Source organism: Mesorhizobium sp. M0317 (genome assembly GCF_040321555.1).
Classification (GTDB): domain Bacteria; phylum Pseudomonadota; class Alphaproteobacteria; order Rhizobiales; family Rhizobiaceae; genus Mesorhizobium.
Genome location: NZ_JAMYRV010000004.1, coordinates 34,047 through 55,559 on the forward strand (window position 1 = coordinate 34,047; position 21,513 = coordinate 55,559).

Annotated in this window: 19 protein-coding genes; 8 read left to right on the forward strand and 11 right to left on the reverse strand. The window is 63.4% G+C overall.

Features of this window, described 5'->3' with window-relative positions; translation table 11 throughout:
• Nucleotides 1–6: 6 nt before the first annotated feature.
• From NKI88_RS05495 to NKI88_RS05515, 5 genes are all read right to left on the reverse strand, one after another.
• Nucleotides 7–810: an isocitrate lyase/PEP mutase family protein gene (locus NKI88_RS05495; protein WP_023672876.1), complete on the reverse strand. Its 804-nt coding sequence runs from the start codon at nucleotides 808–810 to the stop codon at nucleotides 7–9.
• A 76-nt stretch (nucleotides 811–886) separates the two neighbouring features.
• Nucleotides 887–1,705: a hypothetical protein gene (locus NKI88_RS05500; RefSeq protein WP_023672877.1), complete on the reverse strand. Its 819-nt coding sequence runs from the start codon at nucleotides 1,703–1,705 to the stop codon at nucleotides 887–889.
• Between the two features lie 176 nt (nucleotides 1,706–1,881).
• The gene (locus NKI88_RS05505) at nucleotides 1,882–2,541 is read right to left on the reverse strand and encodes an HAD family hydrolase (protein ID WP_023713561.1); all 660 of its coding nucleotides are present in this window, start codon (nucleotides 2,539–2,541) and stop codon (nucleotides 1,882–1,884) included.
• Nucleotide 2,542: 1 nt separating this feature from the next.
• Nucleotides 2,543–3,028, reverse strand: coding sequence for a dUTP diphosphatase (dut, locus tag NKI88_RS05510; protein WP_023672879.1), 486 nt, complete (start codon nucleotides 3,026–3,028; stop codon nucleotides 2,543–2,545).
• Between the two features lie 85 nt (nucleotides 3,029–3,113).
• On the reverse strand, nucleotides 3,114–3,584 hold the full coding sequence (locus tag NKI88_RS05515) for an Lrp/AsnC family transcriptional regulator (RefSeq protein WP_023672880.1): 471 nt from the start codon (nucleotides 3,582–3,584) through the stop codon (nucleotides 3,114–3,116).
• 113 nt (nucleotides 3,585–3,697) lie between these two features.
• Between NKI88_RS05515 and NKI88_RS05520 the strand changes: the two genes are divergently transcribed.
• The 3 genes from NKI88_RS05520 (at nucleotide 3,698) to NKI88_RS05530 (ending at nucleotide 6,436) form a co-directional block, all read left to right on the forward strand.
• A complete protein-coding gene (locus NKI88_RS05520) occupies nucleotides 3,698–3,952 on the forward strand; it encodes a DUF6356 family protein (protein ID WP_023685117.1) in 255 nt (84 codons plus the stop codon).
• 15 nt (nucleotides 3,953–3,967) lie between these two features.
• Nucleotides 3,968–4,762 carry a class II glutamine amidotransferase gene (locus NKI88_RS05525; protein WP_023685116.1) on the forward strand — a complete coding sequence of 265 codons (795 nt, stop codon included), beginning with the start codon at nucleotides 3,968–3,970 and terminating at the stop codon, nucleotides 4,760–4,762.
• A gap of 300 nt (nucleotides 4,763–5,062) precedes the next feature.
• Nucleotides 5,063–6,436 (forward strand): amidase, encoded by a 1,374-nt coding sequence (locus tag NKI88_RS05530; protein WP_352654119.1) that lies wholly within the window; start codon nucleotides 5,063–5,065, stop codon nucleotides 6,434–6,436.
• Here the strand turns inward: NKI88_RS05530 and NKI88_RS05535 are convergent.
• A complete protein-coding gene (locus tag NKI88_RS05535) occupies nucleotides 6,430–7,503 on the reverse strand; it encodes an NAD(P)/FAD-dependent oxidoreductase (protein WP_023672884.1) in 1,074 nt (357 codons plus the stop codon). The two genes, NKI88_RS05530 and NKI88_RS05535, sit on opposite strands and share 7 nt — an antisense overlap.
• Before the next feature lie 138 nt (nucleotides 7,504–7,641).
• On the opposite strand from NKI88_RS05535, the gene NKI88_RS05540 reads away from it, so the two are divergent.
• A complete protein-coding gene (locus NKI88_RS05540; protein ID WP_023755673.1) occupies nucleotides 7,642–9,234 on the forward strand; it encodes a peptide chain release factor 3 in 1,593 nt (530 codons plus the stop codon).
• 179 nt (nucleotides 9,235–9,413) lie between these two features.
• Here the strand turns inward: NKI88_RS05540 and NKI88_RS05545 are convergent, their stop codons facing one another.
• A complete protein-coding gene (locus NKI88_RS05545; protein WP_023672886.1) occupies nucleotides 9,414–9,884 on the reverse strand; it encodes a VOC family protein in 471 nt (156 codons plus the stop codon).
• 270 nt (nucleotides 9,885–10,154) lie between these two features.
• Here NKI88_RS05545 and ilvD point away from each other — a divergent pair, with 270 nt between their 5' ends.
• Nucleotides 10,155–11,999, forward strand: coding sequence for a dihydroxy-acid dehydratase (gene ilvD, locus NKI88_RS05550; protein WP_023806963.1), 1,845 nt, complete (start codon nucleotides 10,155–10,157; stop codon nucleotides 11,997–11,999).
• A 68-nt stretch (nucleotides 12,000–12,067) separates the two neighbouring features.
• Here ilvD and NKI88_RS05555 read toward each other — a convergent pair whose 3' ends face one another.
• Nucleotides 12,068–13,825, reverse strand: coding sequence for an ABC transporter ATP-binding protein (locus tag NKI88_RS05555; protein ID WP_023685110.1), 1,758 nt, complete (start codon nucleotides 13,823–13,825; stop codon nucleotides 12,068–12,070).
• A 175-nt stretch (nucleotides 13,826–14,000) separates the two neighbouring features.
• Here NKI88_RS05555 and NKI88_RS05560 point away from each other — a divergent pair, with 175 nt between their 5' ends.
• Complete coding sequence (locus tag NKI88_RS05560) at nucleotides 14,001–15,281, forward strand: amidohydrolase family protein (protein WP_023702648.1); 1,281 nt, start codon at nucleotides 14,001–14,003, stop codon at nucleotides 15,279–15,281.
• Between the two features lie 72 nt (nucleotides 15,282–15,353).
• The gene (locus tag NKI88_RS05565) at nucleotides 15,354–16,277 is read left to right on the forward strand and encodes a DMT family transporter (protein ID WP_023688809.1); all 924 of its coding nucleotides are present in this window, start codon (nucleotides 15,354–15,356) and stop codon (nucleotides 16,275–16,277) included.
• On the opposite strand, the gene NKI88_RS05570 is transcribed toward NKI88_RS05565, so the two are convergent.
• Complete coding sequence (locus tag NKI88_RS05570; protein WP_023702650.1) at nucleotides 16,207–17,181, reverse strand: phosphotransferase family protein; 975 nt, start codon at nucleotides 17,179–17,181, stop codon at nucleotides 16,207–16,209. The two genes, NKI88_RS05565 and NKI88_RS05570, sit on opposite strands and share 71 nt — an antisense overlap.
• 106 nt (nucleotides 17,182–17,287) lie before the next feature.
• On the opposite strand from NKI88_RS05570, the gene NKI88_RS05575 reads away from it, so the two are divergent.
• A complete protein-coding gene (locus tag NKI88_RS05575; RefSeq protein ID WP_023692639.1) occupies nucleotides 17,288–17,920 on the forward strand; it encodes a class I SAM-dependent DNA methyltransferase in 633 nt (210 codons plus the stop codon).
• Between the two features lie 12 nt (nucleotides 17,921–17,932).
• On the opposite strand, the gene NKI88_RS05580 is transcribed toward NKI88_RS05575, so the two are convergent.
• Both NKI88_RS05580 and NKI88_RS05585 read right to left on the reverse strand, forming a co-directional pair.
• Complete coding sequence (locus NKI88_RS05580; RefSeq protein ID WP_352654122.1) at nucleotides 17,933–20,386, reverse strand: GcvT family protein; 2,454 nt, start codon at nucleotides 20,384–20,386, stop codon at nucleotides 17,933–17,935.
• Nucleotides 20,383–21,267 carry a phosphotransferase gene (locus tag NKI88_RS05585; RefSeq protein ID WP_352654124.1) on the reverse strand — a complete coding sequence of 295 codons (885 nt, stop codon included), beginning with the start codon at nucleotides 21,265–21,267 and terminating at the stop codon, nucleotides 20,383–20,385. The genes NKI88_RS05580 and NKI88_RS05585 overlap by 4 nt, the downstream gene beginning before the upstream one ends.
• Between the last annotated feature and the right edge of the window lie 246 nt (nucleotides 21,268–21,513).

Below are 21,513 nucleotides of genomic sequence, written 5' to 3' on the forward strand. Positions count from 1 at the left end.
GGACCCCTACCCTGAGGATTTGGAAAACAGCGCCTGCAATTTGCCGAACGGCATGGCGGCGCGGGTGAAGCCGAACGTGCCGTCCTGCTGGATCTCTCGCGCCGCGGTTTCCAGCATGCCGAAGGCGAAATTGGTCAGCCACGGCCCAAGCGAGATGCGCTTGACCCCGGCCATGGCGAGGTCGGCGATGGTGAAGGCCGGGAGTGCCATGACATTGACCGGCCTGCTCACTGCCGAGCAGACGTTCCGGATGGTCTCGACATCTTTGAGGCCCGGCGCATAGAGCACGTCGGCGCCGGCCTTTTCGAAGGCCTGCAGCCGCTTGATCGTGTCGTCGAGATCCGGTTTGCCCCAAAGGAAATTCTCGGCCCGCGCGGTGAAGACGAAATCATGCTTGAGCGCCCGTGCGGCTTCAGCAGCAGCTGCAACGCGCTCGACGGCGTGTGAAAACTCATAGATGGGCTTGTCGGGATCGCCGGTATGGTCCTCGATCGAGCAGCCGGCGAGACCTGCCGCTTCGGCCGCAAAAACCGTCTCGGCGGCACTCGTCGCGCTGTCGCCCTTGCCTTTCTCGAGATCGGCCGACACCGGCAGGCTGGTTGCCGCCGTCAGCTCGCGGCAATGGTGGATCATCGCCTCGAAGGTCACTGCGCCATCGGGCAGGCCGCGCGAGAAGGCAAAACCGGCGCTGGTGGTCGCCAGCGCCTTGAAACCGAAGGACGCCAGGAGCTTGGTCGTGCCGACATCCCAGGGGTTGGGCATGACGAAGGTCGAGGCGTGCAGGTCGCGAAAGATCTTGCCCTTGTCCATGAGTGCTCCCTTCAGATGCGAAATGCCGGCAGATTCTATCGTGCAGCAATGCACCGAGCAAACGAATGCGGTTGGCTCAGAAGCGTTTGGCGTTCTCTCCTGCCAATCTGTCCAGCGCATCGGAATCCTTGACATAGTGCAACGTTTTTTTGTCCCAATGATAGGTGACGGAAATTGCGTGGGCTTCAGGCTTGGGCGGCTGGTCGTCGCAGCTCTCGCCGTTGAGCACCGTGGCGTCGGTCACCGTCACTTTGACCGCGGCATAAGGCTGTCCGTCAGCGATCGTCTGGAAAGCAACGTCCTGCTTCCGGCTGTAGGCGCACAGGTTCTCATCGAAGGTGAAGATCATGTCGATCAGTTGGAATTTGTCGTCGCGCACCATGATCAGCGGCGTGATTGCGTAGTTTTGGCTTGAATTGAAATGCGCGCTCATGGTGATCACGATGTCGTCGTTCGGCCCAACGGAAAGCTTGCCCGGTTCACGGAAATAGGTGCCGCGGTCGAGCGCGACATTGACGGCGTCGAGCAGCTTCGGCTTGTCTGTGATGTCGTAGAGCGCCAGCACGGCATAGCCTTCGGCGCTGTCGGGAGAGTCGCCGAGGTCGTAGAGCATCGCCAGCCGGTCCTTGCCCCCGGCCTTGATGGCGAGCACGCCGGCGTTGGAGAGGCCCGATGTCTCAGGCGGCGAACCGCCGCCATCCGGTCCCTCGATGTGGCGCATCTCGATCGGCAATCCACCCCGGTAGAAACCGTTGCTGTTACCTGCGAGGCCGGGAATGACCATCCTTGCGAGGTCCAGATAGGTCACATCCATGTGGCCGGGGATGGCGCTGCCGAATTCCGGGAAGCTGACGGCTTGCGCGCCGGCTGCGGTCCAAAGCCACGGCAGCAGCACAAGCGCTAGAGCAATTTCAGGAAAAGTGTGTGCGGTTTTCCGGCCGGAAATTGCGACAAAACAAAAAGATAGAGCGGTTCGCCGTTTCCATGAAACGGTGAAACGCTTTAGGATGGAGCGAAGCAGGTTCGTTGGCATGGGCGCCTCAGGCTGGCCGCGCGGAACCTAACACAGCTTCAGTGGATCGGCACCAGCCCGGCAAGTTCGCGCATGTCGTCGAACAGGACGCCGCCGGCGCTGGCCAGGCCATCGCGGTCGGAATAGGGATCGCCATGATAGGAATAGACACGCATGCCGGCGGCAATGCCGGCCTGCGTGCCGGCAACGCTGTCCTCGATGACGATGCAGTCGGCGGGCACAAAGCCCATGGTCTTTGCCGCATGCAGGAACAGGTCCGGGAACGGCTTGCCGCGGCTGACCATGGTCGAAGAGAACATGCCATGCTCGAACAGCGGCAGCAGCCCGGTCTGGCCGAGCGTGATGTGCATCTTCGAGATACGCGCGGAAGTGGCGACGCAATAGGGAATGCCGGCCGCGCGAACCGCCTCGATGAAGTCGCGCACATAGGGGATCGCCTCGACGCCATGCGCAAACAGATCGGGCAGGCCGGCATTCCAGCGATCGACGAAATCGGCGCCGAGCCGCACCGTGGTCGTCTCTTCGATTTCCTTCTGCACCGAAGCCATGCTGCGGCCGGAAAAATATTTGCGGCAATATTCGAATGTGGTGGGATAACCGGCGGCAACAAACCACTCGGCAAGCCGCCGGTTGGCAAGGTTCTCGGTGTCGACCAGGATGCCGTCGCAGTCGAAGATGACCAGTTTCGGTATGCTCATTTCAGGCGGTGCCGGTCGATCCGAACCCGCCCGCGCCGCGCGTCGTGGCGCCGGCCAGCGAGCGCTCCTCAACCGTCACCTGCGTCACCGCGGCAAAGACGATCTGGGCAATGCGCATGCCGCGCGTCACCGCGAAATCCTCGTCGCCAAGGTTGATCAGCAGCACCTTGACCTCGCCGCGATAGTCGCTGTCGACCGTGCCTGGTGAATTGAGGACGGTCAGCCCATGCTTGAAGGCAAGGCCGGAGCGCGGCCGCACCTGGCCTTCCATTCCTTCGGGAATTTCCAGGATCAGACCGGTCGGCACCAAGGCGCGCTTGCCAGGCAGGATCAGCAGCGGCCGGTCTTCCGGCACCGCGGCGCGCAGATCCATGCCGGCGGCGCCGGTGCTTTCATAGGCGGGAAGGGGAAGTCCATCTCCATGCGGCAACCTGACGAAGCCGACAGTGGGACCAATGACGGAGGAATTTTGGAAGGCTGCGCGCATAAAATCGATCCTATCGGCGCGAACGGCGATTCGGTCAACTCGTCCGCAGGCCTATCAACGGCTTTCTTTCAGGCGTCAGTGTGACCTAGCGCAATTCCATCGGAACGACGGTCGTCTCCTTGATCTCCTCCATGACGAAGGAGGCCGAAACGTCCGACAGCGCCACCTTGGCGATCAGCCGCTGATAGAGCCGGTCATAGGCCTTCATGTCAGCGACGCGGGCGCGCAGCACGTAGTCGAGATCGCCGGACATGCGATAGACCCCGGTGATCTCGGGAAAACCGGTCACCGCCGCACGGAACTTCTGCAGCCAGTCCGGGTCATGATTGGAGGTGCGGATCAGGATGAACACCGAAAGTCCGAGCCCGAGCTTGTCGGCATCGACCAGCGCCACCCGTCCGGTGATGACGCCGTCCTCTTCCAGCCGCTTGACCCGGCGCCAGCAGGCGTTGCGCGACAGCGACACTTTTTCGGAGAGCTGATCGACCGATAGTGTGCCGTCGCGTTGCAGCTCGGCCAGCAATCTTCGGTCGATTTCATCAAATTCAAGCGCCATGTGGGATGAATGTCCCGAACCACGGCGTTAGACAAGGACAAATTGAGACCGATGAACCTTTACCCCGTGGCAGGATACCCACATCGGGGCTTATCCCGGCAGGAGGGATCACCATGACGACGCTGTTTTCGAAGCTGTTCACCTCTCACCCGGCCAAGGTGGGCGAGACCTATTTCAGCCATATGGCCTTTGCCGCCTGGTTCTGCTCGCGCCTCCTGATGGCCGCTGGTGCGGCACTCGTTCACGCTTTCTTGCCGTTTCTCTTCGAAACTACGGCAAGCCGAATCGTTCGCGAACTCTACGAGCGGACGCACAACAGAGGCTCGCACGCGGTCAAGGAGCCCCAGGCTCTCTTGGATCGCGCCTAGGATTGGTTAGAAGCCATGTGCCGATGGGCGGCCTATCTGGGTGAAGCGGTCTTCCTCGAAGACGTCGTCACCGCACCTTGCCACTCGCTGATCGCCCAGAGCCATTGCGCCCAGGAAGCCAAGTCGCCGACCAATGGCGACGGTTTCGGCCTTGCCTGGTATGGCGACCGGCCCGAGCCCGGCCTCTACCGCGACATCCTGCCGGCCTGGTCGGATCCCAATCTGAAAAGCCTATGCCGGCAGATCAAATCCGGCCTGTTCCTCGCCCATGTCAGGGCGTCGACCGGCGGCGCCACCAGCCGCATGAACTGCCATCCCTTCATCTCCGGCAACTGGTCGTTCATGCACAACGGCCAGATCGGCGGCTTCGAAAAGATCCGCCGCGCGCTGGAGAACTCGCTCTCTGACGCCGTCTTCGACCAGCGCGAGGGCACCACCGATTCCGAATTGTTTTTCCTGCTGATGATCGACGAGGGTCTTGCTGGCGACCCGCAAGGGGCAGTATCGCGCGCCACCGCTCGGGTTCTGGAGGCGTCACGCCACGCCGGTCTCGAACCGGCCTTGAAACTCACTGCAGCCCTTTCCGATGGGCGCGCGCTCTATGCCGTGCGCTACGCAAGCGATGCCCACGCACCGACGCTGTACACGTCGCTCCGCAACGGCGGTCGTTGCATCGTGTCCGAACCCTTCGACCGCGAAGGCGGCGACTGGCAGGCCATCCCGCCCGCGAGTTTTGTGACCATTACGGGTGATGGGATGAGCATTCGGCCGTTCGTGCCGGCTGTGGCAAGGCTGGCACTGGTCGTCTAGGCCCTAGTCTATGCCGCATTCCTTCGCGCCCCCCTCTGTCCTGCCGGACATCTCCCCCACGAGGGGGGAGATTGGAGGTCATGGCGGCCTTCGCCAATTTTCAACGCAGAAAAAAGAGGCGCCGAAGCCAAAGCTGCCAATCTCCCCCAAAATGGGGGAGATGTCCGGCAGGACAGAGGGGGCGCCGTAGAGCGCCAACCTCAACCGACCGGCAAGCGCAATTTTGATCAAGCGCCGATGATCTCCGAATGCTGAACTTGGTTTTAAACCGCGATACGTTTGGCAGCAGCCGGAGCAATCATGGACCTCGCCTTTTCCTCGACCATCGATCTCGCCGCCGCAATCGCGGCGCGAAAGATCTCCGCCGTCGAAGCTCTGGACGCCCATCTGGTCCAAATCGACCGACACAACGAGGCCGTCAACGCCATCGTCAATCTCGACCGCGAAGGCGCCCGTGAGCGCGCTGAAAACGCCGACGTGGCATTGGCGCATGGCGATGCGCTCGGCCCGCTGCATGGCGTGCCCTTCACCCTGAAGGATACGCACGAAACGGCCGACATGGAGACCACGGTCGGTTTCCCGCCTTTCGCCAACCATACGGCAAAATCGGACAGCCCGGTCGTCTCCCGATTGAAAGCCGCAGGCGGCATCCTGATTGGAAAGACCAATGTCGCGACCATGCTGGGCGACTGGCAGTCAGACAATCCGCTGTTCGGTCGCACCAGCAATCCTTGGAACCTATCGCGCACTTCAGGCGGCTCCAGCGGTGGCGCCGCGGCAGCAGTGGCGACCGGGATGACGCCGTTCGATGTCGGAACCGACATGCAGGATTCGATCCGCCTGCCGTCGGCTTTTTGCGGCGTCTACGGGTTGAAACCGACCGAGCACCGCGTGTCCCTGCCCGGCGCCTTCCCCGATCCGAACGGCGCGGCGCGTAGCGTGCGGCTGATGTCCTGCCTCGGCCCGCTGGCGCGCAGCGTGGAGGATCTTGCGCTGATCTACAAAATCATCGCCGGCCCGGACGGAGCAGACACCGACCTCGCGCCGGTGCCCGTAGAGGCCATGCCCAGGCTCGACCTCAAGACATTGCGCATCGCCGTCGCGCCGTCCTTCCCCGGCTTTCCGGTGGCTGGTAAAATCGCTGCCGCGGTCGAAAGCCTGGCCAAGCGGTTGCAATCAGCAGGGGTGATTGTGGAAGAAGCGAACTTGCCTGAGATCGATCTGCATGACGATCTGGAGCAGGGCGGCGATCTGATCGGCATGATGCTGGAGGCAGCGCAGCCCGAACCGCCGGAGCAGCCAACGCCGATCACCAATTGGTTCGAGGCGCTCGCTCGCCGCGACCGCTCGATCCTGGCCTGGGACAGGTTCTTCGAAACCTGCGATGCCTTGCTGTGCCCGGTCGCCATGACCACGGCCTTCGCGCATTGTGAGCCCGGCACGCCGATCGAAGTCGACGGCAAGGAGCAAAGCTATTGGATGCTACCGGCCTATGGCGCGGTCTTCAATTATTCCGGCCATCCGGCACTCTCGCTGCCCTGCGGGCAAGACCGCGACGGCCTGCCTATCGGCCTGCAACTGGTCGGCAAGCGCTGGTCGGAATCGCGGCTGCTCGGCATCGCCAAGGCGATCGAAGCGCTGACCGGCGGCTTCAAGCGTCCGCCGGGCTACTGAGCAAACCGACCCAACCCATAAGGCGTCAGCAGCGGATCACGCTCGCCGTCGAGAATTTCGCGCGTGGCGAACAGCCCGACCGCGGGCGCCAGCGTTATGCCGGAATGCATGACGGCGACATAGAGACCTTCCGTGCCCTCGGCGCGGCCGATGATCGGAAAGCCGTCGATCGGCGTCGGCCGGTAGCCAACCGTGTGGAAATCGAATTCCAGTTCGTCGGCGCCGCGCAAAGCCGCCTTCATTGCTGCAAACAGCTCGCGCGCCGTGGCGTCGGGATTCTCACCGGGATCGCTCCCCGCGAAATCCGAGCCGGCGATGATGCGGCCCTCCGCCGTCTGGCGCATATGCAGCTTTTCGGCATGCACCAGCCCGTTGAGGAGCTTCTTGTAGGGCTGCGAGTGGACGATCAGACCGGGCGGCGTCTCGATTGGCAGCTTGATGCCGGCGGTAGCGGCAATATCGGGCGCCCCGACACCGGCTGCGATCACCACCTCTTCGGCTGGCATCAGCCCATGCGATGTATCGACACCGGCAATCCTGCCATCGGTCTGGACAAGTGCGGTTACAGAACTGGAGAGAACGCGCGCACCTTGCCGTTCTGCGTGGGCCAGCAGCGCCTTGGCCGCTGCGACCGGTTCGGCCACGCCTTCCTCCGCGACATAGACAGCGAATTCCGGCGGCTCGACGAGATTGGGCTCGATTTGCGCTGCCCGCCCGGCGTCGACGCGTTCGATGCCGTAACCCCAGCAAGCGTGCTCAGCCGCGTAGGCTTCGAGCCTGTCGGCCGGCAGATCCCAGCACAGCCCGCCGCACCAGGCGAGCGGCAGGCCGGGCAGCTCGTTTGCCAGCCGCTTCCATTCGGCCATCGCACGGATGCGCAGCCGGAAATAGATTTCGGGATTGCCCCAGCTGGCGTTGATCCAGGCAAAGGAGTTTGGCGTGGCGACGCCGCCGGCACCACTATCGGAAATCACAGTCACCCGCGCCCCGGCCTTGGTCAGGTGCCAGGCGATGGACGCCCCGATAATGCCGGCGCCAATGACGATGACTTCTTTAGCGCTGCTCATACCGGACCTCTCAGAATGGGCTCCTCTGATGCCACCGTAACGATTCAAGCTCAAGTGTGGTCGGCCTGCCGGCCCGAAACTGTCGACAGGCCAGCAATGCGCTGCTAGAAGCCCGCGCCACAGACAGGATTCCAGAAATTGGCTGAAGACATCGAACAGGCGGTATCGCGCCGCCGCACTTTCGCGATCATCGCCCACCCAGACGCCGGCAAGACGACGCTCACCGAAAAGCTGCTGCTGTTCGGCGGCGCCATCCAGCTTGCGGGCGAGGTCAAGGCCAAGAAGGACCGCATCCAGACGCGGTCCGACTGGATGAAGATCGAGCGCGAGCGCGGCATTTCGGTCGTCACCTCGGTGATGACCTTCGAATACGAGGACAATGTCTTCAACCTGCTCGATACGCCCGGCCACGAGGATTTTGCCGACGACACCTACCGCACGCTGTCGGCGGTGGACTCGGCCGTCATGGTCATCGACGCCGCCAAGGGCATCGAGCCGCGCACGCTGAAGCTGTTCGAGGTCTGCCGGCTGCGCGATATCCCCATCATCACCTTCATCAACAAGATGGACCGCGAAAGCCGCGACCCCTTCGAGATTTTGGACGAGATCGAGCAGAAGCTGGCGCTGGACACTGCCCCCATCACCTGGCCGATCGGCCGCGGCAAGACTTTTGCCGGCACCTACCACCTGGCGCTCAACGCTGTGCGCAGGGGCGATGCAGAGAAAGACCGCACGCCGGTCAACGGCCCCGACTCCAACCGCGTCGCCGGCCTGCTGCCGGAAAACGAGCGCGAAGCCTTCATCGAGGAGCTGGAACTCGCGCGCGAAGCCTGCCGCCCGCTCGACATCGACGCCTTCCGCGAAGGCCATCTGACGCCGGTCTATTTCGGCTCGGCGCTGCGCAATTACGGCGTGCGCGACCTGATCGAGGCGCTCGGCGCCTTCGGCCCGCCGCCGCGCGCGCAGGAGGCAGACACCCGCAAGGTCGAGGCGACGGAGGAGAAGATGACGTCCTTCGTGTTCAAGATCCAGGCCAATATGGACCCCAACCATCGCGACCGCATCGCCTTCGTGCGCGTCTGTTCGGGCAAGCTCGAGCGCGGCATGAAGGCCAAGCTGGTGCGCACCGGCAAGCCGATGAGCCTGTCGGCACCGCAGTTCTTCTTCGCTCGCACCCGCGTCACCGCCGACGAAGCGTTTGCCGGCGATGTCGTCGGCATTCCCAACCACGGCACGCTGCGTATCGGCGATACGCTGACCGAAGGCGAGGAGATACTGTTCCGCGGCGTACCTAACTTCGCGCCGGAAATCCTGCGCCGTGTGCGCCTCGGCGACGCGATGAAGGCGAAAAAACTCAAGGAAGCGCTGCACCAGATGGCCGAGGAAGGCGTCGTGCAGCTGTTTTCGCCGGAAGACGGCTCGCCGGCCATCGTCGGCGTTGTCGGCGCGCTGCAGCTCGACGTCTTGAAGGAAAGGCTGAATTTCGAATACACGCTGCCGGTCGAATTCGAAATGTCGCGCTTCTCGGTCTGCCGCTGGATCTCTGCCGACGACAAGGCCGAAACGCTTCGCTTCATTGAGGCGCATCGCGGCGACATCGCCCGCGACCTCGACAACGACCCGGTGTTTCTGGCCCAGCACGCCTTCTCGCTGAACTACGAAGCCGAACGCTGGAAGGCGATCCGCTTCGCAACCGTCAAGGACTACCAGGTCCGCGACAAGGCGGCCTAAGGCGCCCCTTTTCCTTCTGCCCGCTTACGGGGAGAAGGTGCCCGAAGGGCGGATGAGGGGCAGCGCCGACGTTGAAGGGTCAATTGGCTCCAACGCGCGCCGGCCCTTCGCATGGCTCAGGGCGTTCGAAGCTCGAAAAGCCAAGCAATTGGCTTTTCGTCCGCTACGCGGACCCCTTCTCACCCCTCCGCAGCTTCCTCGATCTTCGCAATATCGATCTTGCTCATCTGCATCATCGCCGACATCACCCGCCCGGCCTTGGCCCGGTCCGGATCCAGAAGCAGGCGCGGCAGTTGCTCCGGCACGACTTGCCAGGAGACGCCGAACTTGTCCTTCAGCCAGCTGCATTGCGACGGTTCGCCGCCGCCTTCGATGAGCTTGTCCCAGAAATAATCGACCTCTTCCTGGGTCTTGCAGTCGATCGACTGTGACATCGCCTCGTTGAACTTGAATTGCGGTCCGCCGTTGAGTGCCTGGAACTGCACGCCGTCGAGTTCGAACGTGGTCACCAGCGCCTTGCCGGCATCGGCATGGCCTTCGGGCCAACGCAGCACGCTCAGCACCTTCGAATTCTTGAAGATGGAGACGTAGAAATTCATCGCCTCTTCGGCCTGGCCATCGAACCACAGGCAGGTGGTGATCTTTTGCATGTCATGCTCCTCGGGTGTTTGGTTGCGGTTACAGGTGAAGCGGCTGACTTATTGAAATGGTGCCATTCCCTTGCCGTCGTCCCAAGGACGGATGCCGGGCTAGCGATCCGACACTGGCCGGCAATCTTTTTCGAAACCCTGATTTCAGCGAGACTCTGGCGCATTGCAAAAATGTGGCCAGACCATACTTGCCGGTCTATAAACCCTGCGATCCAAATCCAGCGCCGCCACGCTCCGCGTTGAGCGCAGCCAGCCAGCCAAGGAAAATTCATGCCTGCCTATCGCTCCCGCACCACCACCCACGGCCGCAACATGGCCGGCGCCCGCGGCCTGTGGCGCGCCACCGGCATGAAGGATTCGGACTTCGGCAAGCCGATCATCGCGGTGGTCAATTCCTTCACCCAGTTTGTGCCGGGTCATGTCCATCTGAAAGACCTTGGCCAGCTGGTGGCGCGCGAGATCGAGAAGGCCGGCGGCGTCGCCAAGGAATTCAACACCATCGCCGTCGATGACGGCATCGCCATGGGCCATGACGGCATGCTCTATTCGCTGCCGTCGCGCGAGCTGATCGCGGACTCGGTCGAATATATGGTCAACGCGCATTGCGCCGATGCCATGGTCTGCATCTCCAATTGCGACAAGATCACGCCCGGCATGCTGATGGCCTCCTTGCGCCTCAATATCCCAAGCGTCTTCGTCTCCGGGGGGCCGATGGAAGCCGGCAAGGTGGTGCTCGCCGGCAAGACACAAGCGCTCGACCTGGTCGACGCCATGGTTGCCGCCGCCGATGACAAGATCTCCGACGAGGACGTCAAGGTCATCGAGCGCTCGGCCTGCCCGACCTGCGGCTCGTGCTCGGGCATGTTCACCGCCAATTCGATGAACTGCCTGACCGAAGCACTGGGGCTCTCGCTGCCGGGCAACGGCTCGACGCTGGCAACCCACGCCGACCGCAAGCGGCTGTTCGTCGAGGCGGGTCACCTTATCGTCGATCTCGCCCAGCGCTATTATGAGCAGAATGATGAGACGGCGCTGCCGCGCAGCATCGCGTCGAAGGGCGCCTTCGAGAACGCCATGACGCTCGACATCGCCATGGGCGGCTCGACCAACACCGTGCTGCATATCCTTGCCGCCGCGCACGAGGGAGAAGTCGACTTCACCATGGAAGACATCGACCGGCTGTCACGGCGGGTTCCGGTGCTATGCAAGGTCGCACCGGCCAAGTCCGACGTGCATATGGAAGACGTCCACCGCGCCGGCGGCATCATGGCGATCCTCGGCCAGCTCGACAATGCCGGGCTGCTCAACCGCAACCTGCCCACGGTGCATACGGCAAGCCTCGGCGAAGCGCTTGACCATTGGGACATCTCCCGCACCTCGAGCCAGAGCGTCCGCGACTTCTTTCTCGCCGCTCCGGGTGGCGTGCCGACACAGGTCGCCTTCAGCCAGGACCGCCGCTGGGACGAGCTCGACCTCGACCGCGAGAAGGGCGTCATCCGTTCGGCCGAAACGCCGTTCTCCAGAGACGGCGGGCTTGCGGTTCTGAAAGGGAATCTCGCGCTCGACGGCTGCATCGTGAAGACCGCCGGGGTCGACGAGTCGATCCTGAAGTTCACCGGCCCGGCCCGCGTGTTCGAAAGCCAGGACGCTTCCGTCAAAGCGATCCTGTCCAACGAGATCAAGGCCGGCGATGTCGTCGTCATCCGCTATGAAGGGCCGCGTGGCGGCCCCGGCATGCAGGAAATGCTCTACCCCACCAGCTATCTGAAGTCGAAAGGCCTCGGCAAAGCCTGCGCGCTGGTCACCGACGGCCGCTTCTCGGGCGGCACATCAGGCCTGTCGATCGGCCATGCCTCACCGGAGGCGGCCGAAGGCGGATTGATCGGGCTGGTGCAAGAGGGCGACACGATCGAGATCGACATCCCCAACCGCACCATACGTCTGGCGGTCAGTGACGCCGAGCTAGATGCGCGCCGCGCGGCCATGGAGGCAAAGGGCGCCATGGCCTGGAAGCCCGAGGAAAAGCGCAAGCGCAAGGTGACGACCGCGCTGCGCGCTTACGCAGCCTTCGCCACCAGCGCAGACAAGGGCGCGGTGAGGCACGTGCCGCAGTGAGGGGGTGCGGCGCCGACCCCCACCCCGCTGCTGCGCAGCGACCCTCCCCACAAGGGGGAGGGTAAAGCTCACGGCATCAGCTGATATTCGTAAAGCTTCTGATACAGCCCGCCCTGGTTGAGCAGCGTGCGATGCGCGCCGCTTTCCACCACCTTGCCGGCCTCCAGCACCACGATCGTGTCGGCCTGGTGCACGGTCGACAGGCGGTGGGCAATGACGATGGTGGTGCGCCCGACCGTCAGCTGCTGCAGCGCGTCGCGGAACAGCGCCTCGGATTCGGCGTCGAGTGCGCTGGTCGCCTCGTCCAGAAGCAGGATTTCGGCATTGCGCAGCATGGCGCGTGCGATCGAGATGCGCTGGCGCTGGCCGCCTGACAGCAGCGCGCCATTCTCGCCGACATCCGTGTCGTAGCCTTTCGCCTGGGCGCTGATGAAGTCATGTGCATTGGCGGCCCTTGCGGCGGCCATTACTTCCTCGTCCGTGGCGCCCTCGCGCCCGAGCCTGATGTTGTGCATGATCGTGCCGGCAAACAGGAACGTGTCCTGGCTGACATAGGCGATCTTTTCCCTGACCGAGGTGAGCGTGGCACAAGAAATGTCCTGCCCGTCGAACATCACCCTGCCGCTCTGCGGGTCGTACATGCGCATGATCAGGTTGAGGATGGTCGACTTGCCACTGCCCGAGGGTCCGACGAGCGCCGTCATTTTGCCTGCGGCAAGCGTCAGGTCCAGTCCCTCGAACACCGGCGCGCTTTCGGGGTAGGCGAAGCTGACATTGTCGAAATGGATCTCGCCCGGCCCGGCCCGCAGCGGCTTTGCATCCGGCTTTTCGGCCAGCGTCAGCGGCCGGTCGGCGAGCTGGAACATCATGCGCACGCCGACAATGCCGGTTTCAAGCGAGATGCGTACGCGGGCCAGGCGCTTGGCCGGCTCATAGGCCAACAGCAGCGCCGCGATGAAGGCCATGATGTTGCCCGGCATCTGACCGCCGCCGCCCAGAACCAGGAAGCCGCTGACAAAAACGGCGCCAGCGATGGCCAGCCCCGCAAGCGTTTCCATAACCGGGCTGGTGGCGGCCTCCAGCGTGGCGATGTTGTTGGCGCGGCTCTCCACGTCCGACACGGCCTTGTACATGCGCTTGCGCATGGCGCCTTCGAGACCGAAGGATTTGACGACGCGCACGCCGATCGCAGTTTCCTGCATCACCTGCACGATCTGGCCGAGCGAACGGAATTCTTGCGAGGCAATTTTTCGGACGCGCTTCAGGATACGATTGACGCCGTAAATGGCGATCGGCCCGATCACCAGACAGATCAGGGACAGCGCCGGCTGCTGCCAGACCATCACACCCACCAGCGCAGCCAGCGTCACCAGGTCGCGAACATAGGACGTGACGATTTGGTCGAGCACGCTGCGCGCGGCCTGGGCATTGTTCGTCATGCGCGAAATCAGTTCGGACGAAGAGGTCGAATGATAGAATTCGATGCCTTGCGCAAGAATGCTGTCATAGATCTTGCGCTGCCGGTCGGCGATGATGGCATTGCCGACCCTGCTCATGAAGTAGGCCTGGATGAAGTTTGCGAAGCCCTTGAGAATGAAAATCGCTCCGGTCGCCGCCGCGATCAGATTGACCTGCCCAATCCGCTTGTAAACCACGAATTCATTGGTGATTTCGCGCAGCATATAGGCGCTGGCTGCTGTCGTTGCCGCCACCACCAGCATCGACAGAATGGCCGCAGCGTAGCCAAATCTATGCGCGTGAAAGGATTCCCGCAAAAGCCTTGCGATAAGGCGCTGGTTTTCCGTCGAACGGAAGAAGCGAAACAAATGGCCGATCCCATGCCTGACTGACGAATTTCGGATTCGCCACCAGGGCGAAAGGCGGCTTATAGAGCGAGTTGTGGCCGGATGGAACCTTTCGCTGTCGCGGAGACAATCGGCTGCGGCACGGTGTCTTTTGCGCCACGATTGCGGCGATTGATCTGCGGGGAGATGACGACAGATGGATTTCGACCTTGTTGTGCGCGGCGGAACGCTGCCCGACGGCACCGTCGCCGACCTCGGCATCATCGGCGAGACGATCGTCGCCATCGAGCCCGAACTGCATGTCAGCGCCGGCACGTCGATCGACGCCCGTGGCAATCTGATCTCGCCGCCCTTCGTCGATCCGCATTTCCATATGGATGCAACGCTGTCCTACGGCATTCCACGCATCAACGCTTCGGGTACGCTGCTGGAGGGCATTTCGCTATGGGGCGAGCTGAAGCCGCTCCTGACGCATGACGCGGTGCGCGAGCGGGCGCTCGCCTATTGCGACTGGGCGGTCTCGATGGGCCTGCTCGCCATCCGTACCCATGTCGATGTCTGCGACGACCGGCTGCTGGCGGTCGAGGCGCTGCTCGACGTCAAGAAGATTGTCGCGCCCTATATCGATCTGCAACTGGTCGCTTTCCCGCAGGATGGCTTCTACCGTTCGCCGACGGCGCGCCAGAACACGCTGCGCGCGCTCGACATGGGCGTCGACATCGTCGGCGGCATCCCGCATTTCGAACGCACCATGGCCGACGGCACGCGCTCGGTGACCGAATTGTGCGAAATCGCGGCGAAGCGCGGGCTGATGGTCGACCTGCATTGCGACGAGACCGACGATCCGCTGTCGCGCCACATCGAGCAGCTTGCCTATGAGACGCAGCGCCTTGGCCTGCAGGGCAAGGTAGCCGGCTCGCATCTGACTTCAATGCACTCGATGGACAATTACTACGTCTCCAAGCTGCTGCCGCTGATTGCCGAGGCCGGTGTGTCGGCGATCCCCAATCCGCTGATCAACATCATGCTGCAGGGCCGCCACGACACGTTTCCCAAACGCCGCGGAATGACCCGGGTGAAGGAGATGCTGGCGCTCGGCATCCGCGTCGGTTGGGGCCAGGATTGCGTTCTCGACCCCTGGTATTCGCTGGGCACCGCCGACATGCTCGACGTCGCCTTCATGGGGCTTCACGTCGCTCAGATGTCGAGCCCTGCCGACATGGCACGCTGCTTCGACATGGTCACCAATGTCAACGCCGCCATCATGGGCCTCGATCATCTCGGCCTTGCCGTGGGCAAGCGCGCCAGCTTCGTCATCCTCGATGCAGGCAACCCGATCGAGGCCTTGAGGCTGCGTGCCGAACGGCTGTGCGTCGTCGCCAGGGGCAAGGTGGTGGCCGAGCGCACGAAACAGGAGACACGGCTGTCGATCGCCGGCCGTCCCGGACAGGTGAACCGGCGGCACAAAACTGCGTAGAAACAGCCGATTTCCGCCGCTGGTCTTACCGATTTGCCTCGTCAAAGCGGCCGCTTGCAGCTAGGGAGCCGCATGGCCCAGTCGCTCGTCCGCACCTTTACCATCAGGAACGCGCTTCTGGCCGGCATCCTTTTGATGCTGGCCGGCGACTTCATGTTCGCGCTGAACGACGCGATGGGCAAATGGCTGGTCGCCAGCTTCTCGGTCGGCCAGGTGGTGCTGATCCGATCGATCGGGGCCTTCATCGTGCTCGGCCCGATGATCGCCAACCAGGGCGCCGGCAGACTGTTCCAGATGGAGCGGCCGGTCCTCCAGATTCTTCGCGTGCTGGCGACCACGGTGGACACAGCCTTGTTTTACGCGGCCGTCGTCTATCTGCCGCTGGCCGATGTGATGAGCTTCTACATGGCCGGGCCGATCTATGTGGCGGCGCTGTCGCATTTCCTGCTCGGCGAAAAGGTCGGCTGGCGCCGCTGGGCCGCCATCCTGGTCGGCTTCTGCGGCGTGCTGATCATCTTGAAACCCTCTTCGGCGGCGTTTTCGCAGTCCTCGCTGTTCGCGCTGGTCGGCAGCATCGCCTTCGCCTTTGCCATCATCCTCAGCCGCCGCCTGCGCGGCACCAGCGACACAACGCTGGTCACCTGGCAGACTATCGGCACGCTGCTGGTCGGCGGCGTGATGACCATAGGCGCCTGGCAGACGCCCTCGGCACTCGATTTCGGCGCCATGCTCCTGCTCGGCATCGTCTCCTGCAGCGCGCATCTGATGATTACCAGGGCGCTGAAACTGGCCCCTGCCTCGACGCTGGCGCCGCTGCACTACAGCCTGCTTCTATGGGCGGTGATCTTCGGCCTGGCATTCTTCGGCGACGTGCCGGGACCGCGCATCCTGATCGGCTCGGCCATCGTCGTGCTCGCCGGCCTGTTCATCTTCCACCGCCAGAAGGTGGTCGAAACAGTCGTGCCGCCGGAGAACGTGCCGAAAGGCGTGAATTGACCTCACCTTGGCGCACCGCCGCCAGATGCCGTGAAAACTCAGGCGTTTCCATCAGCGCCTTGCAACGGGCGAAGCGGCCGTCGGCATAGGCGCGGAAGTCCTCGACCGGGTTGTTGTTGGCAAGCTGGATCAGCCCCCACAACGTCCACAACAGGTCGCACATCGCCTTGTAGATAACGACGCGGCCGCGCTCGGCCGGTTTCGCCTCGCCGCCGAAATAGGCGCGCATCATCTCTTCCTCTTGCGCGGTGTCGAACCGGCCTTCGACCGAGAGGTCGCCGAGGTCCCAGAGCGGATCGTTCATCCCCGAATATTCCCAGTCGACGATCCACATCCGCTCGCCCGTATCGAGAAAATTCTCGCACAGCGGATCGCAATGGCAGGCCGCAAGCGGCAGTCTATGCGCGGCAAGGGCGGCACGCACGGTGTCGGATTCGCGCACCACGTCGTGGTAGCCCGGCGGCAAGGCGACGTCCTTGGTCGATAAGACCTTGAGATAGTCGTCGATCATCGCAAACAGCTCGAAGCGGAACGGAAACACCGCACCGGACGCGTGCAGCCTGCGGAAGGCTTCGCCGGCGCGGGCCGGGCTGCCGGCGCGCAGCTTGAACTTTTCCGGCGACATCGTCACGGCGCCGGCAACGAAGCGGCTCGCCAGCACGCCTGTCGCGGGGTCGACATGCAGCACCTCGGGACTGACGCCCGCTTTGGCCGCCTCACGCGCCGCCACCGCCTCATTAGCGCGGTTGATATACTCCTCGGTGCCTTTGCCGGGGATACGCAGGCAGATATCGCCGGCCCGAAAGACGAGATTGGTCATCCCGCCCAGCCGCTCCAGCGGTCCGTCGTAGCCCGCTAATGCCGGAATTGCCGCAAGTGTTGCGCGTGCCTCGTCGGTCCCCATGCCTGTTGCCCCTGGCGTGTTATTTCTTGCGACAACGGTTCCACAGTTTTCGCCGTTTGGCTATCATCCGATCGAGGGTGAGCAGCGAGCTGGCGGAGAAACAGCCATGGCGGGCAACAAGGATCATGGCGGGCTTGGCGCCGCCTATGCGGCGCAACGGCCCGAGGACGTCGCCGCGATCTATGACAGTTGGTCGGAAACCTACGATGCCGACATGTCGGCCGCCGGCTACCGCCATCCGACGATCTGCCTGGCCCTGCTCGCACGGCATCTGCCGCGCGGCGCCGCACCGCTTCTCGACGCCGGCGCCGGCACCGGGCTGATCGGCGAGTGGCTAGCCATCACCGGCTATCCCCAGGTCGAAGCGCTCGATATTTCGCAAGGCATGCTGTCTAAAGCGGCGGCAAAGGGCGTCTATTCGGCGCTGCATTGCCTGGCGCTCGGCGGGCCACTGCCCTTTGCCGACAATGCCTATGCCGGCATCGTCTCGGCCGGCGTTTTCACCTCCGGCCATGTCGGCGCCGAGGGGCTGGACGAACTGATCCGCGTCTGCCGTCCCGGTGGCGTCATCGTGCTGACCATCAAGAACACGCTGTGGAACGCCGGCTTTGCCGATCGCATCGCTGCGCTCGAGGCTGAGGTCAGGGTCGTTCGTGCCGAGGAGACTGCGCCTTATGTTTCGATGCCGGGCGAGGCTGACACCGTGCCCAGCCGCGGCCTTGTACTCCGTGTGAGCTAATCCAGGTTTCGTCTACGCCTTGATCCTGCTCATCGAAGAATCGTACATCGGTTCGAGATGAATGTTGGCCGGCGTCCGTTCCATCGCGACCACCAGCTCATAGTCCCCTGAGCTGAGAAAATCGTCGCTGACGCCATCGGCGTTGCGGACATAGCCATAGCCGATGTTCTTAGCCAGCGTGTAGCCATAACCGCCGCTGGTGAGATAGCCGACCGGTTCGCCATTGCGCAAAATCGTCTCGCGCCCGACCAGCACGATATCGGGATCGTCGACCGTGAAGCCGGCAAAGCGTTTCTTCAGGTCGGCGCCGCTGATCTTTTCGAGCGCCCGCCGGCCGACGAAATCGGTGTTCTTCCTCAGCTTCACCGCCCAGCCGAGGCCGGCCTCCTGAGGCGTGTCGTTGGGGGTGATGTCGGAGCCCCAGGCGCGGTAGCCTTTCTCCAGCCGAAGTGATTCCAGCGCCCGGTAGCCGATCGGCCGGATGCCGTGCGGCTTGCCTGCCGCCATCAGCGTGTCGAAAATCTCGCCGGTGGCGGCGATCGGCACATGCAATTCCCAACCAAGCTCGCCGACATAGGTGACGCGCAGCGCCCGAACCGTATGGCCGGCAGTCGTGATCTCGCCGATATGGCCGAACGGGAAGGCGGCGTTCGAGACATCGGCATCGGTGACGGCCGAAAGCACATCGCGGGCGCGCGGCCCCATCAGCGACAGCGTGCCGAAATCCTCGGTGACATCTTTCAGCGTCACGTCGAGGCCCTTGCCGACATGGTCGCCGATCCAGGAGAGATCATGCGTGCGGAAGCCGGTGCCGGTCACGACGTAGAATTTGTCTTCGGCGAGCCTGGCCACCGTCAAATCGGCCTCGATGCCGCCGCGCGTGTTGAGAAGCTGCGTGTAGGTCAGCCGTCCCACCGGCTTGGCGACATCGTTGGCGCAGATCCAGTCCAGCGCCTTAGCCGCATCCGAACCCGTCATTTCGTATTTGGCGAAGGACGACTGGTCGAAGATGCCGACTTTCTCGCGCACATGGCGATGCTCCTCGCCGACCGGGCCAAACCAGTTCTGCCGGCCCATGGAATAAATGTCTTCGGATGTGGCGCCCTGCGGCGCGAACCAGTTCGGCCGTTCCCAGCCGAGCTTGGAGCCGAACACCGCGCGGTGCGCTTTCAGCCGCTCGTAGAGCGGCGAGACGATGCGCGGCCGGCCCGAGACGTACTCCTCATGCGGAAAGCCGATCGTGTAATGCTTGCCATAGGCTTCCAGCGTGCGATCGCTGACCCATTGCCGGTCGCGGTGCAAATTGGAAAAGCGCCTGATGTCGACCACCCAAAGGTCGAGCGGCGCTTCACCATCGACAACCCATTGCGCCAGCACCCAGCCGGCGCCGCCGCCGGAAGCGATGCCGAAGGCGTTGAAGCCGGCGCCGACGAACATGTTGGCGCATTCGGGCGCGACACCGAGGATGAAATTGCCGTCCGGCGTAAAACTCTCCGGCCCGTTGATCATCTGCTTGACGCCGACCGTCTCCAGCGCCGGCACGCGCGCGATCGCCTGGCTCATATGCTGTTCGAAATGATCGTAGTCGTCGTCGAACAGGCGGAACTCCCAGTCATCGGGGACATCGCCGCCGGGCAGGCCGGTCGCCCAGGCCTGCGGGTTCGGCTCATAGCCGCCCATCACCAGCCCGCCGACCTCTTCCTTGAAATAGGTGCGGCGGTCGGGATCGCGGATTGTCGGCGCGTCGGTCGCCAGCCCGTCGATCTTCTCGGTGATGATGTACTGGTGCTTGACCGGTTGCAGCGGCACGCAAATGCCGGCCATCGCGCCGACCTGGCGTGACCATTGCCCGGCGCAGTTCACCACCTTGTCGCAAGCAATGTCGCCCTTGTTGGTCTTCACCGCGGTGATGTGCCCGTCCGTCATGTCAAAGCCGGTAACGCGGACGTCCTCGAACAGCTTGGCGCCATGCATGCGCGCGCCCTTGGCCAGCGACTGCGTGATGTCGGAGGGGCTGGCCTGCCCATCGGTCGGCAGCCAGGAGGCGCCGACGAGGTCGCCGGTCTCCAGCAGCGGCCACATCTTTTTGACCTCCCCCGGCGACAGCAACTGCATGTCCATGCCGAAGCTCCTGGCCGTCGTCGCCAGCCGTTTATATTCGGTCCAGCGGTCGGCATTGGTCGCAAGCCTGAGGCACCCGGTCATCTTCCAGCCGGTAGCGAGCCCGGTTTCGGCTTCCAGTCCCTTGTAGAGCTCGACCGAATATTTGAGCACGCGGGTGATCGAGGCCGACGAGCGCAACTGGCCGACCAGCCCGGCCGCATGCCAGGTCGAACCCGAGGTCAGCTTGCCCTGTTCCAGCAGCACGACATCGGCCTTGTGGTCGCGCGCCAGGTGATAGGCCGTCGAACAGCCGATAATGCCGCCGCCGATGACGACGATGCCGGCATGTATAGGCAATGTCATGACTGTGTCCCGTACTTCGTGCGGTAATTGTCCAGCGCCGCGTCGAGCCGCGTCAGGTTCTCCGCGGTGTAGGCGACGTAGTCGATGCCGGGCGCGTCGAGGTAAAGTTCGGAAACCATGCTCCACATCGCCTCGCGCAGCAGCGAGGCGCATTGCATGGCCGCGTGCGAGCGGCGGATCGCCTCATCCGGCTCGCGCATGAAATACGCCGTGAGGAAAGTGAAGGACTCCGCGTCGCTCATCTCGGCGTTGGAGGCAACGCCGGCAAGATCGAACATCGCGGTGTTGAAACCGGCATATTCGAAATCGATGAGCCACAACCTGTCGCCATCGTCGAGGATATTTGCCGGCAGAAGATCGTTGTGGCCGAATACGATCGGCAGCAGCTTCTGCGCCCGCTCCAACTCGTCGGCCAGAGCCAGCAGCCTGGGCAGCTCGTCGCGCTTGCGGCTGCCGCCTTCGCTCAGCGTTCGCGCATAGTCGCGGATGACATGGAAGACCCAGAACATGAAGCCGGCGCCGGAGATGTGATTGGGCATCTCGCGATGGAACCCGCGCATAAGCGCTGCGACGCGGCCGATATTGGCGCGCACATCCTCGGCGACATAGGTCTTCGCGCCGAGGAATTCCGTGACCATGATGCCGGGTTCGGAATGGTGGACCGCCGGCGCGAAGCCTGCGGCGTGCGCCGCGCGGGCCGTCATCACCTCGCGGTCGCGAAAGACGTGGTGAAATGGATAGTCCTGGCCGAAGCGCACGACATGCCGCCCGGACGCGTCCTTGACCAGATAGTTGGCGTTGCTGAGGCCGCCCGGCAACGGCGCAATGTCGATGCTGCCATTCCAGCAAGGCAAGGTCCGGATGCGGTCTTCAGCAGTCACGGGACCATCCCTGACTTTTGCGGAGCTTTCTTGGGCGCCATGCGCCGCGCAACGAGCGTTGGGAAACGCAAAAAATCTCGTCGGTGCGGGACGCAGGAACTCCTATCCCGCGCCGCACCGACGAGCCCCTCTGGCCAGGTTTTGATACCCGGTCTCCGCCCCCGCGGATTTGAGAAACTTTTGTGCCAGTTCAAACCCAGACGGTCTGGCCAGACGGTCCGGTCCGTGAATTGCGGCTCTGCCATC